This is a genomic window from Pseudomonas sp. Q2-TVG4-2 (assembly GCF_013620795.1).
Taxonomy (GTDB): Bacteria; Pseudomonadota; Gammaproteobacteria; order Pseudomonadales; family Pseudomonadaceae; genus Stutzerimonas.
Genome location: NZ_LGLW01000001.1, coordinates 274,209 through 288,923, shown reverse-complemented (window position 1 = coordinate 288,923; position 14,715 = coordinate 274,209). Strand labels below are relative to the sequence as shown.

The following is a 14,715-nucleotide window of genomic DNA, read 5'->3' as shown; positions in this document are numbered from 1 at the left end:
GTCAGAACAGGCCTTGTATTGGGTATTCAAGGATGATGTAGAGCCGATCGATGTCGCGCTTGTCCTGGGCGTCGTTGCCGCGGTGGCTGACATGGGCCAGGCTCAGGTGCAGGCCTTTCGCCGCGCCTTGCTGCACCGTGTAACGCAGGTCGATGTCCCGCTCCCAATGGCGGCCGCCAGACGTGGTGCGAAGAGGATCCCGTGGCGCGTAGGCGCCTGCGGCCGGCGCACGCGAGCCATCGATCCCATGACCGCTGACGTAACGTGCCGTCAGGTTCAGGCCGGGAATACCCAATGCGGAGAAATCCAGGTCGTAGCGTGCCTGCCAGGAGCGTTCCTGGGCGCCGTTGAAGTCGGCGTACTTGACCGAGTTCGCCAGGTAAACCGAGTCACCACCGACGAAGTCGAAAGGAGTGTCGCCATCGATTCGCTGATAAGCCAGGGTGAAGGTCTGCGCATCGCGGCGGTAGCTTGCCAACACGCTGTAGGCCAGCGTGTCGATGTCACCTGCGCGGGCAGCGCCCTGATCGCGGGTGCGGTATAGATTGCCGTCGAGGGTCCAGCTGCCGCGCTGGGCCTTCAGGTTGAGATAGCCCTGGTTCCAGGTGTCTTCGAGGCGCGAGGCATAGAGTGCAGCGCTGAGGTCTCGGCTATTGAACAGGCGAACACCGGCAAGGGAGATGGCCGCCCCCCGGGTCGAGGCGCCATAGCCGCTGAAGTCGTCGTGGGACGAGCTGCCGTCCTGGTTCTTGAACCGGGTGAAACGACCTGCCTGGAACAACAGGTCGGGCGACAGCGTGCTTTCCAGCAGCACGCCGGTGGCGTACTCCGGTTGCAGGCGCTTGTCGCCGGTATCGAACACCGGCGTCTCGATCGTCATCTCGCCATAGCGCAGCAGATGGTCGCCCATGCGCAGCTTGAGGGCGCCGCCGGCAGAGGCGTAGTCTTGGCCGCGCCCCTGGGCATCGACCGGGAGCAGGCCGGTGCCGGCATGGCCACGCTCACCGTCGAGCTTGATGCCGAGAAAGGCATGGGCATCCAGGCCGAGTCCGAGCGTCCCTTCGGTAAAACCCGAACGCAGGTTGCCAATGAAGCCCTGCGCCCATTCCTGCTGGTAGCTTGGCCCCGGGCGGTCGCGCAGGAAATAGTTGCGCAGCAGCAGGTTCCAGCTGCCGCGCTCGTCGGCGTTGTTGGCAACGGCATGGCCACCTGCACCCATCAGGGCTACGCCGAGCAGCCAGCCTTTGGAGGCCGGCTGCTGGATAGCAAGGTTCAGAATGCGAAGCACGAACACCCGAACGCACCCCAGAAGCCTTGATGGTCACTGACCGGAATGCTGCTGCGGCGCGCGCGGTCATGCTGGTGTGCATGCACCGAGCAGGCACCGATGCACTGGTGGATGCTGGCGGACAGCGGGGCAACCGTAGGCTTCCAGTGCCCCGGCACCTTGGCTACGGGTGACCAATCCGGCACAACCGGCAGGGTCGGAGGAGCGAGCTTGTCGAACTCGGAGGTGGCATGCACCACCTTGCCGCCGACCATGGTGAGCACCGACTCGAGCCACTTGATCTGCTCTTCCTCGACGCTGAAGAAATCCGCCGTCAGCGCCACCAGATCGCCGAGCTGACCGACCTTGATCTGGCCCTTCTTGCCCTGTTCGCTGGAAAACCAGGCGCTGCCATGGGTGAACAGTTGCAGCGCGGTGTTGCGCGGCAGGCCCTGCGGGTGCAGCTGTGTGCCGCCGACGGTTCTGCCGCTGACCAGCCAGTACAGTGCCGTCCAGGGGTTGTAGCTGGCAACGCGGGTGGCATCGGTGCCGCCGCCGACGGGCACACCTTCGGCCAGCATGCGCTGGATCGGCGGTGTGGCCTCGGCTGCCTTGGCACCGTACCGGTCGATGAAGTACTCGCCCTGGAACGCCATGCGGTGCTGGATGGCGATGCCACCTCCGAGTGCACGCACGCGCTCAATGTTGCGCGGACTGATGGTTTCGGCGTGGTCGAACAGCCAAGGCAGGCCGTTAAAGGGTATGTCGCGGTCGACCTTCTCGAACACGTCGAGCATGCGCGAGATGGACTCGTCATAGGTGGCGTGCAGGCGGAACGGCCAGCGCTGCTCGACCAGATGGCGTACCACCGGCTCCAGGTCTTCCTCCATGCTCGGTGCGAGATCCGGGCGTGGCTGGACGAAGTCCTCGAAGTCGGCGGCGGAGAACACAAGCATCTCGCCGGCGCCGTTATGGCGCAGGAAGTCGTCGCCCTGGTGCAGCTTGACGCTGCCGGTCCAGTTCTTGAAGTCGGTCAGCTCTTCCTTCGGCTTCTGGGTGAACAGGTTGTAGGCGATTCGCACGGTCAGCTGATCGTTGTCGGCCAGTTCCTGGATCACCTTGTAGTCGTCCGGATAGTTCTGGTAACCGCCGCCTGCGTCGATGGCGCTGGTCATGCCCAGACGATTGAGTTCGCGCATGAACTGGCGTGTGGAATTGACCTGATACTCCAGCGGTAGCGCCGGTCCCTTGGCCAGCGTGGCATAGAGGATCAATGCGTTGGGCCGGGCGATCAGCATGCCAGTGGGCTCGCCGCTGGCATCACGCTGGATTTCGCCGCCGGGTGGATTGGGGGTGTTCTTGTGGTAGCCCACGGCGCGCAGTGCGGCGCGGTTGAGCAGGGCGCGGTCATACAGGTGCAGGACGAATACCGGGGTATCTGGCGCGGCCCTGTTCAGCTCGTCTAGGGTCGGCAGGCGCTTTTCTGCGAACTGGAATTCGGTCCAGCCGCCAACCACCCGTACCCACTGCGGCGTCGGCGTACGGTCGGCCTGCTCCTTGAGCATGCGCAGGGCGTCGGCCAGGGATGGCACTCCTTCCCAGCGCAGCTCGAGGTTGTAGTTCAGTCCCCCTCGGATCAAGTGCAGGTGGGAGTCGTTGAGGCCAGGAATGACGCAGCGGCGTTGCAGGTCGATGATCTGAGTCTTGTCGCCGCGTGTTGCCATCACAGTGGCGTCGTCGCCCACTGCCAGGAACCGTCCATCCTTGATGGCCGCGGCACTGGCTTGTGGGTTTTCACGGTCTACGGTATGTACGTGACCATTGAACAGGATGGTATCGGCGCTCATGTTGCTTCCTCGAGTAGTGGCGAAAGATCGGCCGGCATGACCCGCGAAGGGAAGGGCGGCCCAAAGCATTCCGGCGGCGCCTAGTACCGAGCTTGTAGTGACGAACTGACGACGGCTTTCGCTGGTGGGCTTATCGGCGCTCATGTCCGTTTCTTCTCGGTGCCGTTCAGCCAACTGGCAAACAGCTGCGTTGCCATCGGCATGAACAGATACACAACAAGCAGCACGATGCTGAGGGTGATCAGCGTGTTGCTCGGCAGGTAGGCGCCCAGCGCAGGTTCCCAGGCAAACAGCGGTCGCCAGAGCTGCGGCATCAGCAGGCTCAACGGCAGAATCACGACGAAAGTGAGGCACGCCTGTTTCCAGCGCGGTGGTTGTCTTTCTTCATCAGCCGGCACGAACCAGAAATCATTGAGGGTGCTGACCTCGGTCTGGTCGCCATCGGCAAGCAAGGGTTTCGCTTCCTCGATCAGCAGGCGTCGCTGTGCCGAATCAAGCCAGCTACGCAGGTGTTCTGGGCAGCTGAAGCGAAGCACGCAGGTAAATAGCGGAAGGCCGCCACTGATGCCGCGGACCACATCGACGCCCAAGTGCCCAGCGCTCTCGCTAGCAACGGCGACGATGTGTCTCAGCCAGGCTTCATACGCCTGTTCCTGGCCGCGTCGAACGCGGTGACGAACGACCAGGGTGACGGTTTCGGCTGCTTCTGCTGCGCTAGTGTTCATGCTTTATTGCTCCGGCCACTGCCGATGAGCAGTGGGTTTGTAAACGAGGCGCGCCTGTGGCTGACCACGTCGACTGGAATCTGGATCGACTTGCGGCTCTGGGCTTTTTGAGCCCTCATGGGCCGGCGAGCGGGCCGAGGCGAGCAACTTGCCGCCCCGGACCGAGCAGTCAGATAGACGCGACCACAGGCGCCAGGGTCGGACCGTGCTGCACACGCTCTGGCGCTTTGTGCACCATGGTGTAGGCGTAATCGATGCCCATGCCGTAGGCGCCGGAATGCCCCTTGGCCACGGCCATCACCTCGTCATAGGTGTCGCGGTTTTTCCAATCACGCTGCCATTCCAGCAGGACCTGCTGCCAGGTCATCGGAACCACACCTGCCTGGATCATGCGCTGCATGGAGTAGTCGTGCGCCGCCTGGCTGGTGCCACCGGACGCATCGGCCACCATGTAGATTTCGTAGCCGGCGTCTTGCATGGCCGACAGGGCGAAAGTGTTGTTGCACACCTCGGTCCATAGCCCTGAAACCACGACCTTGTTGCGGCCGTTGCGCTTGAGGGCATCACGCACTTTTTGGTCGTCCCAGGAGTTCATCGAGGTACGTTCGAGAATCGGTGCGTCCGGGAAGACGTCCAGCAGTTCTGGGTAGGTGTGGCCGGAGAAGCTTTCGGTTTCGACAGTGGTGATGATGGTCGGGATCGAGAATATGCGGGCGGCCTTGGCCAGACCCACAACGTTGTTCTTGAGAGTCTGGCGATCGATACTTTGCACACCAAAGGCCATCTGCGGTTGCTGATCAATGAAGATCACCTGGCAGTTGCTGGGGGTCAGCAGTTCGAGTTTCGGGTTGGTCACTTGGGTCACCTTTCGTTGCCATTAGCGATTTTTTCGGCCATGGAGATGCTCGACTTCGCTATTTGCGAGCATTCGGCAGCGCACGCGCTCTCCAGCAATGCTCTGGTTGGAGCGATGCTGGAGACGCGTTGTCACTATCGCAATGTGCGGCTAACGTGGATTGAACTGGTGTGCCGTTCTGGTACGGCCATGCTGTAAACGCATGCTCAAAGCGGTGCGCGCCGGACGGCACGTATTGACGTCACTTCAGGTGCCGCTTGAGTGGGTATCTACCCAGCCGCCTAAACTGACGTGGTCCATTTCAGATCCGATTGCCTAGAAGCAAGCGAGGGGCGGATTTTCGGCTGCGCTGGGCAAATGACCTGGTCGAATGACGCAGACGCCCGCAGGAGGTGGTGGATGCCGGGTCATGATTGGCACGAATGTACCGCTAGCCACATGTTCATGGTGATCCAGCCGGGCAGGTAAGCGATCCCGGTCCTACTACCGCAGGTCAACGATGTCCTGCTGAAAACCAACCTGGCGGTTCGCATGCGGACACAGATTGGTTCCGATCACACACTCATCCCTACCTCAGACAGTCATCCAATAAAAAGCGCGGGTGCTTTGCGACAGTGTGCGAGCGTTTCACGAAACCACTAGCGGCACATCTGTCAAGAAACCAGATGAGCCACAATGACAATAGAGGATGGGTCCATGGCTTTCCGTAACGGCCTTGCTTCGCTTCTTCGTCCGGAAGACTCGGTACTCGTACTTATCGACCACCAGCCGTTCCAGCTGGCGAACTTGAACAGCCACGAGCCACTGATGGTGATCAACAACTCGGCGGGCCTGGCGAAGGCAGCCAAGGCGTTCAACGTACCCACCATTCTGACGAGCGTGCTTGCTGCTCAGGGCGGCGTGATCTTCACCGACGTGTTCCCTGACCAGGAGGTGATCGACCGGACGCTCATCAATACCTGGGAGGACCCGAAGGTGGTGGACGTGGTCAAGGCGACAGGCCGAAAGCAGTTGATCATCGCCGGGCTGTGGACCGAGATCTGCGTCGCCATGCCAGCCATCCAGACTGCTGGAGAAAGTTGGGATGTGGCGGTGGTAACCGATGCGTCTGGCGCTGTCTCAGTCGAGGCCCACGAGGTTGCCATTCAGCGCATGATCGGGGCCGGAGTGAACATGATGACCTGGTTGGCTGTGGCGGCCGAGTGGCAGCGTGATTGGGCCCGAACCGACAACCTCGAAGGTATGGTCGACGTTATGAGGCAGCATAGCGGCGGTAGCGGCATCGCCTTCCTGTGGGAGACACAGCTGCTTAATACGCCGGTGCCTGACAAGACACGATGATCTGTCAGTGGCCCCGATGAGGTTTGAGGCCAAGGAGCGCCCTTGGTCCGGGCCAGGACGTTTGATGGCAAAGTTCGATCAGGAGAGACGAAATGATAAAAATGCTCATTGAGCAGCGGCGCCGCGGCCTCGGCGGCGGCCTGGAAGTGGGCCGCGTGCTGCCGTTTGCGAAGCAGCGCATGGTGGGCCCGTTCATCTTTTTTGATCATATGGGGCCGCTTGATCTCCAGCCTGGTATGGATGCGGGTGTCGACATCCGCTCGCATCCGCACATTGGCCTGTCAACGGTGACCTATCTGTTTGCTGGAAATGTGATGCATCGGGACAGCCTTGGCTACGAACAGGCGATCAGACCGCAGGAAGTCAACTGGATGACCGCCGGACGGGGAATCACGCATAGCGAGCGGTTCGAGTACGCCCGGGTGCATGGCGATCATCTGCACGGTATCCAGGCTTGGGTGGCGCTGCCAACCGAGCAGGAGGAGATCGCTCCGTCCTTTTCTCACCATGCAGGGCTCGATCTACCGCAGTGGGACCATGCAGGCGTGGTCGGACAGCTCATCGCCGGCAGTGCCTATGGTTTGACCGCCGGAGCCGAAACGCACTCACCGCTGTTCTACGCGCATCTCGACATGTCCGCGGGCGCCACTGCTGAGATTCCGGGCGGATATGAGGAGCGTGCATTCTACATCGCGACCGGGGCCGTGGAGTTTGATGGAACGCGCTACGAGAGCGGCAGGATGCTGGTGCTCGGCGCCGCCGCTTCACGCGTGCGTGCCCTGGAACATTCCAGAGTGATGGTCCTTGGCGGCGACTCGGTCGGAGAGCGGTTCATTCACTGGAACTTCGTGTCCTCCTCTAAGGATAGGCTTGCCCAGGCAGCATCTGACTGGAAGGCGGGAAGGATGAAGCTGCCGGATGCCGACGATGCGGAGTTCATTGCGTTGCCGGAAGATCTACCGCCGGCCACACCGCGAGCGGCCCGCTGAGGGAAATATCCCTATTGCCGGGTTGATGCGCAAACCTGTGGCGTTTCCGGCGTTGCAAGCGATCTCTTGCGCTTCGTTTAGGCCCCATTATCGACTACCTCGTTGCGGGCTTGCCACTACCCGCACCGGAACCTGTCGAGTGGACGCGATGCACCAGGGCCTGGCCGCTCGGGAGGTGCGATGAAATACCGATATCTGACAAGGAATACGTTATGAAAAGGTTGATCTCTTTCGCGGTAGTTGCGCTTGCTTCGGTGACCGCTGTCCACGCTTTGGACTTTACCGCTGCGGTTGGGCGCACTGGCGAGTCAACGACGACTTATCGGCTGGGTGTGCAAAAGGAGTTCAATCGCAGCTGGTTCCAGACAGGAATCGGTAGGCTGACGGGCTACTGGGATGCGGGGTACCTACTGGGAAGGAGACAAGACCGCTAGTAACCAGAGCCTCTCGCTTGCACCGGTATTCGTGTGGTGGGGCAGTGAAACCCTATCTGGAGGCAGGCATCGGTATCGCGGCATTTGAGGATACAGAAATCGAAAACAATGGCCTTGGGTCCTCGTTCCAGTTTGAAGATCGATTAGGCGCTGGCCTTCGTTTCGTCGGTGGCCATGAACTAGGGTTGCGCGCAATCCTTTATTCAAACGCGGGCATCAAGAAGCCCAACGACGGGATTGAGAGTTACGTAATTCATTACCGCGCATTGTTTTGACTCGGTAACATGACTAATGAAGCCGTCCCATTAGTCCTCGGTAGGCTTAGGCCTGGGTTGAAGTATCGTGCGAACTTACGTGGTTTTGCTGCTGAGCCTTGCGCTTGGCTGCATTGCGTGTACGAGCGTATCGGCGCGCATTTCTGAAGACCTGGACCATCGCCGCTGGACTGCCAGCGACCATGGCCCAAGTGCTGTGGGAGCGCTTGCGCAAACCGCTGATGGGTACCTTTGGCTGGGTACTCATGATTCCTTGTATCGCTTCGATGGTTTTGAGTTCGAGAAATTCGTGCCTGCTGACGGTGAGCCGCTCGGTGTGGTCTCGGCGCTTCTCAGCACCAACAAAGGCCTGTGGGTGGGGCTTCGAGCCGGTGGTGCCCGCCTGATCAGCGCAAACGGCGCCCTGCAACCGGCTGATCCAGGTCTTCCCGGTGGGGTAATTTACGGCATGGTCGAGGACCAGCAAGGTCAGGTTTGGGTCGCGGCGGATGATGGGCTTGCCCGGCATGACGGTACGGGTTGGCGCCGGGTTGGCAAGGAGGCGGGCTATACAGAGGGCCATGCCCGAGCGGTGCATGTCGACGTAGATGGTTATGTCTGGGCAGCAAGCGAAGAGCAATTATTTACGCTCCCTCCAGGGGCATCTGCGTTCATACCAGTCGCTATCAAGAGTCAATCGATCAGCAATATTACCTCTTCCTCTGCAGGCGACATATGGGTAGCTGATCGTGCCCGGGGTCATCTGCTGCGTCTGAAAAAAACAGGCTATGCCACCGCTGAAATTGAAGAGATACCGGCATTACGCTCGGTCAGTATGGTTCTGGACGAGCAGGGAGGCGCTTGGCTGGGCACGCTAGGATCCGGCGTGCATCACCTGGCTGTCGGGCAGCGTCCTAGGTTTGCGAAGGATCAGGGTCCAATCAGCTCGTTCACTGTTCGGAACGGGCTTAGCTCCAACAGGGTGTTGGCCCAACTAATCGATCGCGATGGCACTCTATGGGTGGGCACGGATGCGGGCCTGGATCGACTCACGCGCAGAACAACGTCGCCCCTCGCTTTGCCCGTCGAGGCGGGCAGTCATGCATTGGCGGTAAGTGGTGATGGTTCATTATGGGTCGGCACTGGCAGCGGTCAGTTGATAAGCGTCGGGGGCAACATCCACTCCACCCCGGAATTGAACATGCCGATCACCACGTTGGTGAACAGCAAGGAGCACGGCTTGTTGATTGGCGGGCACCGGGGCATCTTTTCGCTTTCAGATGACGGGCCGCTGCGCATCGCGACACTGCCTGTGGAATCCGCCCGCGAGTCAGCCGTAAGGGCAATGACGGTAGATAAGTATGGCGCTATATGGGTCTCGATCAACCGGGCGGGGCTTTTCGTCTGGGCTGATCAGCGCTGGCGACGCATCGAGCCGGTCAGTGATGCCGAACGACAAGTGATGCCAGTCACCGCTTCACGAGACCTGGCGGGTCGGCTGTGGTTCGGCTACCGCGACAATCTTCTGATATCCGTCGATGAGCAGAAGGTTGCACGCTGGAGTGATGAGCAAGGCCTGAACATTGGGCACGTTACGGCAATGCTGCATTTGCCCGGGCGCACATGGGTAGGGGGCCAGCACGGCTTGGCGTATCTCAAGGATGGACGCTTTCATCGTCTGGAGCTGCCGGCTGCCGGACCCTTTCAGAATATCTATGGGCTGGTCGCCGTACCGGCTGAAAAGAACGCAGGTGGTCCGGGATGGATATCTGGGTGCACAGCCGCGGCGGCATCTTCAAATTGCCCGCAGCAGAGATCGAGCGGGTAATAGCCGGTGGTGACACGCTCTTGTACAGCTCGCATGATCACATTGGGCGGCTTCCCATGGATCCCTACAAGGTATTGCCGGTGCCCACGGCAGTCTTCACGAAAGAAGGGTTGCTCTGGTTCGCCACCGGAAACGGGGTCGTTCCTGTTGACCCATACCAACCAAGGGGTATGACACAACCATCCGCCGTCACGATCAAGTCGCTGGCAGCCGATGGAGTCGATATTGATCTCTCCGGCGCAGCCGTTCGGTTATCAGACGCGCCGGAAAAGCTGATTATTACCTATTCTGGATTGAATCTTGCCGCACCGGACGCCATGCGCTTTCAATACCGGCTTAATGGCCACAACTCTGAATGGGTCGATGCTGAGCGCTCCAGGCAAGCTGTTTTCCCAAGCCTGCCACCGGGTGATTACGAATTTCAGGTCCGTGCGCTTGGCGAGAATAGAAGTTTCAATCTTCCTGACGCGACTTTAACTGTCATCATTCCCCAGGTTTTCTATCTGCGCCCGGGATTCCTGCTGAGCTTTACAGGAACGTTGCTGGCGTTGGCGTTCTGGCTGTCGCGCTTTTATACGCGGCGCGAGAAGATAACCCTCAGGAAGCGTCTGGAAGCGCGCTTCCAGGAGCGCGAGCGCATCGCGCGCGAGTTGCATGACACCTTACTGCAAAGCGTCCAGGGCATGATGCTCAGCTTTCAGGCAGTCGCCGATAGTTTGCCCAACGACTCTCGTGCTCGCCATTCAATGGAGCGGGCGCTGGACCGGGCCGAGCAGGTGATTGCTGAGGGCCGCGACCGGATCACGGGCTTGCGTGGCCAGATGGCCCCGGAGGAGGACTTGGCCGCCGCTTTTCAAACGTTGCGGCTGGAGGCAGGGTTAAGTTCTGCTACGTACCGTGTTAGCAATATAGGTCAGCCAGCGCTGCTGAGGAGCACCGTTCGCGATGCGTTCTATCAGGTAGGAAGGGAAGCGGTTTTCAATTCGCTTCGCCATGCCCAGGCTACTCAGATTTCCGTCACCTTTACGTACACTCCGCATCGGTTCGATATGCTTGTTGCCGATGATGGAGTCGGCATTGATCCGGTTTATCAGCGAATGCGTGGACGACCTGAGCACGGCGGCCTGAGGGGAATGTATGAACGTGCCGAAAGAATTGACGCGACTCTGTCGATAATAAGCAATGCGGGAAAGGGTACGCGGATCAGCCTGTCACTACCTGGCTCCGTTGCCTATGAACCTACAATCGGCAGCACGCAAACCCGTTTCCGTAAGGTAGGGTAAATCTATGGTTGGCATCAAGAAACCCATCACCGTGTTGGTCGTGGACGATCACCCGCTGATACGCGAGGGTATTACAGCGGTGGTGGGAGGTTTCGAGGACATAAGCGTGGTCGGCGAAGCGTCCAACGGGCTGGAGGCTATCGGGCTATACCGTGCGATGCAGCCAGATGTCACCCTCATGGATGTCCAGATGCCGGAACTCAACGGCATCGGCGCTATCAGCTCTATCATGTCGGAATTTCCACAAGCTCGGATTGCAATACTTACGACGTACCGAGGTGATGTAAGGGCGTTGCAAGCGATCAAGGCGGGAGCGCGCGGCTATCTTTTGAAAAGTACGCTACGCCATGAGCTCATTGAAACCATACGCGCGTTGGCTGCCGGTAAACGCCACTATCCACCAGAGATCGCGGCGGAATTGGCCGCTAACATCGATCAGGACGGTCTCTCCCCAAGAGAAGTCCAAGTGCTGCAACAGGTCGCCAATGGGCTGTCCAACAGGGATCTGGCTGTTGCCCTGGCAATAGGTGAAGACACAGTTAAAGGGCATCTGAGCAAAATCATGGACAAGCTCGGAGCAAGTAATCGAACGCACGCGGTGATACTTGGTATCCAGCGAGGGATCATCGAGCTTTCGCCGTAACTGGAACTGTCTCACCACGTTAATGTTTGTACATGCGCCCCTATTTGGGATGTGCCAATCTCGGCCATACCGCGAACGTACTAGCATTGGCAGATCTGGAGGACATCGGCCATTGGGTTAGCGCGAACTGTAAGATTTTCCTTCGAACCATAGGGCCACCGGCCCCGACGCAGTCGAGCAAGCCGCCTAGCATTGACCACTCTGAAGAGCCGCCGCTGTCTCCCGCTTCAAGGGGTAGATGGCGATAGCAAAACAAGCCGCGGCGGCAAAGGCAAAGAGGGCATTGAGAACGCCTACTGCACTCAGTGTGGCGGCGAAGAGTGGAGTGCCTGCTGTCTGGCCGAGGGCAAGAACAAGAAATGGGACACCCAAGCCGAGGTCCGGACGATCCGGAAGAAGGTCGATGCCCTGAATGAGATAAGCGCCTGAAGAAATAATATAGGCGGCGCCGAAAATGCCCATCGCGGCGAACCCATAGGCTGGTGAAAATGACGACGTACTCAATCCAATGGTCCCAAGCGCCATCCCAAGAAGCGCGAACGTCTGGATTCGCCGTTTACCGTAATGGTTGGTGAGCACTCCGGTGAGGGACCCGGTGATGCCCGCTGTGCCAAGTGCAATCCAGGCCCATGCAATATTGGCATCGGTAAAGCCAAATTCACCACGCAGAATATCGGCACCAAACGTCCATATCGCAGTGCTCGACAGGCCCATGAGAAATGCGCTGCAGCAAAGTGCCAGAACGCCAGGCCGCTTCAGGGTCCCAAATGCGAAGCCTTTGGGACCGCCACCGACCATACGCGGAGGTACGGCGAACCAGAGCCATAGGGTTATTCCACCACCGATCAGTGCAAACAGGACATAGAGGTCGCGCCAGGCTCCGGCAGCCATGATGGCCGCCATGCCGGAAAATATGATTCCGGCGGCTGTCCCAGCGTTGATCACTGTGTTTGCTTTAGGACGATCCTTCTCACCGAACTGCATGGATATAGCAGAGGCGAGTGGGGGAGAGGTCAAGCCTGTACTCAACCCCGCGAGTGCAATGCCCAAGCCCAACGAAAGCCCCGACGTAGCCACGACAACAATTCCCAGCCCCACCGTCGCGGCCAGGCCAGCCAGGAGTGTGATCACACGAGGACTGATCCTGCCGTTGCACGAAAAAGCGAGGACGATACCGGCACAATATGCCGCGAAGGTGCTCCCACCGATCCATCCTGCTTCAGGAACGCCTAGTCCAAGATCGGCACGGATCTGCGGCAGCAATAAACCATAGGCGAACCGTGCCAGTCCGTAGGATAACGCTGTCAGGGCGAAGGCGGCGGCCACCAGATTGACGCGGCGGCTCACGGCTGGTCCATCCGTGCCTTTTCAAGAAGCAATAGCACAGCGCATTTGGCATCGTCGACGACCGAAGCGTCCGCAACGCTCGCCGCGGCGGTTGCGCCTTCGAACAATAGCCAGATTTGTGTGGAGAGCACGGCGTCTTTCCGACCGAGCACACGCTCCACGCGCCTCGCGACCTCATCACGGAATTCGTGCTTCTGCCGGCTGACAAGCAGAACGATTTCCTTGCTGGCGTCGCCGTATTCACTGCGCGCCCGCAGCAGCATGCAACCTCGTGCGCCATGCACTTCTATCCAGCTCCGCAATGTATCGAAAAGCATTCCGACAGGATCATTCTTCGGCGTGTCCCCTTCAGATAGCTGATTCATGAAGCGGCGATGTCTTGCTTCGAGCACGGCGATGACCAGACCGTCACGCGACCCGAAGTGCTTGTAGAGCGTACGGGTGGAGGCTCCGGATGGGGCGATCACACGATCGACGCCGACGCCCCGGAAGCCCTCTGCCTCGAATATGCGGGCTGCGCCCGCGATGATTTCACTGCGTTTATCCATACAGCCAGTGTAAAACGATCGGTTTACACGTCAAGCGCAAATGCCACGTTGCTTGAAGGCCCTTTTCGCCTAGCCACGCCATCGACCCTTGCCGGTTCGGTCTGCGGTCTTTCCTCTGCATCGGGGGTCGCAATCTTGTTGCTGCGTCGAGCGAGCTGGCACTGCGTTGTTTTTGCGCTGTCTCAGCAACTCACAACTCTTCGAGGCCCCAGATGATCGAATGGCTGAAAAACAATCACCAGCTGATTTCGCTGACCATCTCCGCCAGCACGCTGCTGGTATGGGTGTTCTATGCGCAGTTGTTACTGCTGAACTTCCGACGTCAGCGCAAGCCGAGCCTTATTATCAATCGCGGTGCCGGCAAGGGGCTGAGTTCGCTTTGCCTGATTTCCAACATGAGCGCCGAGCCCATGTTCATTAATCAGCTGGTGGTCTCCATCGAGACGTCGAAGGGGCCATTGGAACTTGATGTGACTGACATCAGACAGAGCATCGACGACGAGGACGGCGCCTTACCCGACCTTCCGATCTATCAGACGACCCATCAGGGGCCCCTTCGCAGTGGTGAGTTCATCCACGTTGGCACCTTCCAGGGAATGCTGCGCAGCGTTGCGGAGCGCCATCGGATCGAGCTCGATGGCCATAGACCCGTTGGCGACTGGCAATTTCACACGTTGGAGATCCGGGCGGTGGCCTTCTACGGTCCCGAGCGGCATCCGATAGGTGTTCTTCGGCGATTCCGTCTGGATGATCGCGGCGATCCGGATTGCGTTCTGCGACCCGAAAGCCCCTTTACTCATCAGCTGTTGTCGCGCCGCGAGCGTCGAAAGGTGCGTCGATGGCTAACCGAATCACTTGAGTAAAAACGTCAGAAAGTTGTGACGTGTGCGTCCGGATCGCCCATCTGCACTGGAGAATCTGGAACTAAGACTTCATGGTGTCGACGCAGACTATCTGCGTCGACAGCACGAGCCCATCCTACGGTGTTCTTCGTTACCGGTTCTACCGGCTGCCAATGCGGTAACCCCTATGCGCGGTTCGATGGGCTGGTCTGATATGCCTGGCTCTGCCAGGTTGGCTTAGTCCGGCCGATTTTTTCTAATGGTCAACGAGCGTCAGCTCGCTAATCAGCATCCCCCACGAGACCCGAAACAGCTGGTCCCCACGCCTGATCGTGAGCGGGGCTCTCTTCGCGATCACCGCTCCGCTGCCGAGCATGCGCTCGATGTGCGTGCGCAGCTGATGGTATTGCCTGGTGTAGTCCCGATGCATGTGGTCCTCCTTGCTATCTAGAGTCGTTCCGTAGTTCCAGGGTAGGACCCGCTGCAAACCGATTTGTCGCACACCTGGTCA

At 59.5% G+C, this 14,715-nt stretch carries 13 protein-coding genes and 1 pseudogene; 7 read left to right on the top strand and 7 right to left on the bottom strand.

Annotation, left to right across the window (positions count from 1 at the left end; all coding sequences use genetic code 11):
• Position 1: 1 nt before the first annotated feature.
• The 4 genes from H3028_RS01430 to H3028_RS01415 form a co-directional block, all read right to left on the bottom strand.
• A complete protein-coding gene (locus tag H3028_RS01430; RefSeq protein WP_181295949.1) occupies positions 2-1,219 on the bottom strand; it encodes an OprD family porin in 1,218 nt (405 codons plus the stop codon).
• 53 nt (positions 1,220-1,272) lie between these two features.
• On the bottom strand, positions 1,273-3,114 hold the full coding sequence (locus H3028_RS01425; protein WP_181295279.1) for an amidohydrolase: 1,842 nt from the start codon (positions 3,112-3,114) through the stop codon (positions 1,273-1,275).
• 140 nt (positions 3,115-3,254) lie between these two features.
• Positions 3,255-3,839: an antibiotic biosynthesis monooxygenase gene (locus H3028_RS01420; RefSeq protein ID WP_181295278.1), complete on the bottom strand. Its 585-nt coding sequence runs from the start codon at positions 3,837-3,839 to the stop codon at positions 3,255-3,257.
• Positions 3,840-4,008: 169 nt separating this feature from the next.
• Positions 4,009-4,695: a hydrolase gene (locus H3028_RS01415; protein ID WP_181295277.1), complete on the bottom strand. Its 687-nt coding sequence runs from the start codon at positions 4,693-4,695 to the stop codon at positions 4,009-4,011.
• Positions 4,696-5,391: 696 nt separating this feature from the next.
• Between H3028_RS01415 and H3028_RS01410 the strand changes: the two genes are divergently transcribed.
• The 6 genes and pseudogenes from H3028_RS01410 (at position 5,392) to H3028_RS01385 (ending at position 11,467) form a co-directional block, all read left to right on the top strand.
• Positions 5,392-6,036 carry a hydrolase gene (locus H3028_RS01410; protein WP_181295276.1) on the top strand — a complete coding sequence of 215 codons (645 nt, stop codon included), beginning with the start codon at positions 5,392-5,394 and terminating at the stop codon, positions 6,034-6,036.
• A 92-nt stretch (positions 6,037-6,128) separates the two neighbouring features.
• On the top strand, positions 6,129-7,025 hold the full coding sequence (locus H3028_RS01405) for a pirin family protein (RefSeq protein ID WP_181295275.1): 897 nt from the start codon (positions 6,129-6,131) through the stop codon (positions 7,023-7,025).
• Positions 7,026-7,237: 212 nt separating this feature from the next.
• Positions 7,238-7,734, top strand: a pseudogene (locus H3028_RS01400) (acyloxyacyl hydrolase).
• A gap of 79 nt (positions 7,735-7,813) precedes the next feature.
• The gene (locus tag H3028_RS01395) at positions 7,814-9,541 is read left to right on the top strand and encodes a two-component regulator propeller domain-containing protein (protein WP_181295274.1); all 1,728 of its coding nucleotides are present in this window, start codon (positions 7,814-7,816) and stop codon (positions 9,539-9,541) included.
• Positions 9,475-10,824, top strand: a complete 1,350-nt coding sequence (locus H3028_RS01390; RefSeq protein ID WP_181295273.1) for a histidine kinase — start codon at positions 9,475-9,477, stop codon at positions 10,822-10,824. The genes H3028_RS01395 and H3028_RS01390 overlap by 67 nt, the downstream gene beginning before the upstream one ends.
• A 4-nt stretch (positions 10,825-10,828) precedes the next feature.
• Positions 10,829-11,467 carry a response regulator transcription factor gene (locus tag H3028_RS01385; RefSeq protein ID WP_181295272.1) on the top strand — a complete coding sequence of 213 codons (639 nt, stop codon included), beginning with the start codon at positions 10,829-10,831 and terminating at the stop codon, positions 11,465-11,467.
• Between the two features lie 186 nt (positions 11,468-11,653).
• Here H3028_RS01385 and H3028_RS01380 read toward each other — a convergent pair whose 3' ends face one another.
• Positions 11,654-12,814 (bottom strand): MFS transporter, encoded by a 1,161-nt coding sequence (locus H3028_RS01380; protein WP_181295271.1) that lies wholly within the window; start codon positions 12,812-12,814, stop codon positions 11,654-11,656.
• A complete protein-coding gene (locus tag H3028_RS01375) occupies positions 12,811-13,362 on the bottom strand; it encodes a TetR/AcrR family transcriptional regulator (RefSeq protein ID WP_181295270.1) in 552 nt (183 codons plus the stop codon). Before H3028_RS01375 ends, H3028_RS01380 begins: the two co-directional genes overlap by 4 nt.
• Before the next feature lie 212 nt (positions 13,363-13,574).
• Here H3028_RS01375 and H3028_RS01370 point away from each other — a divergent pair, with 212 nt between their 5' ends.
• The gene (locus tag H3028_RS01370) at positions 13,575-14,225 is read left to right on the top strand and encodes a hypothetical protein (RefSeq protein ID WP_181295269.1); all 651 of its coding nucleotides are present in this window, start codon (positions 13,575-13,577) and stop codon (positions 14,223-14,225) included.
• A 235-nt stretch (positions 14,226-14,460) separates the two neighbouring features.
• On the opposite strand, the gene H3028_RS01365 is transcribed toward H3028_RS01370, so the two are convergent.
• The gene (locus H3028_RS01365) at positions 14,461-14,634 is read right to left on the bottom strand and encodes a hypothetical protein (protein ID WP_181295268.1); all 174 of its coding nucleotides are present in this window, start codon (positions 14,632-14,634) and stop codon (positions 14,461-14,463) included.
• Between the last annotated feature and the right edge of the window lie 81 nt (positions 14,635-14,715).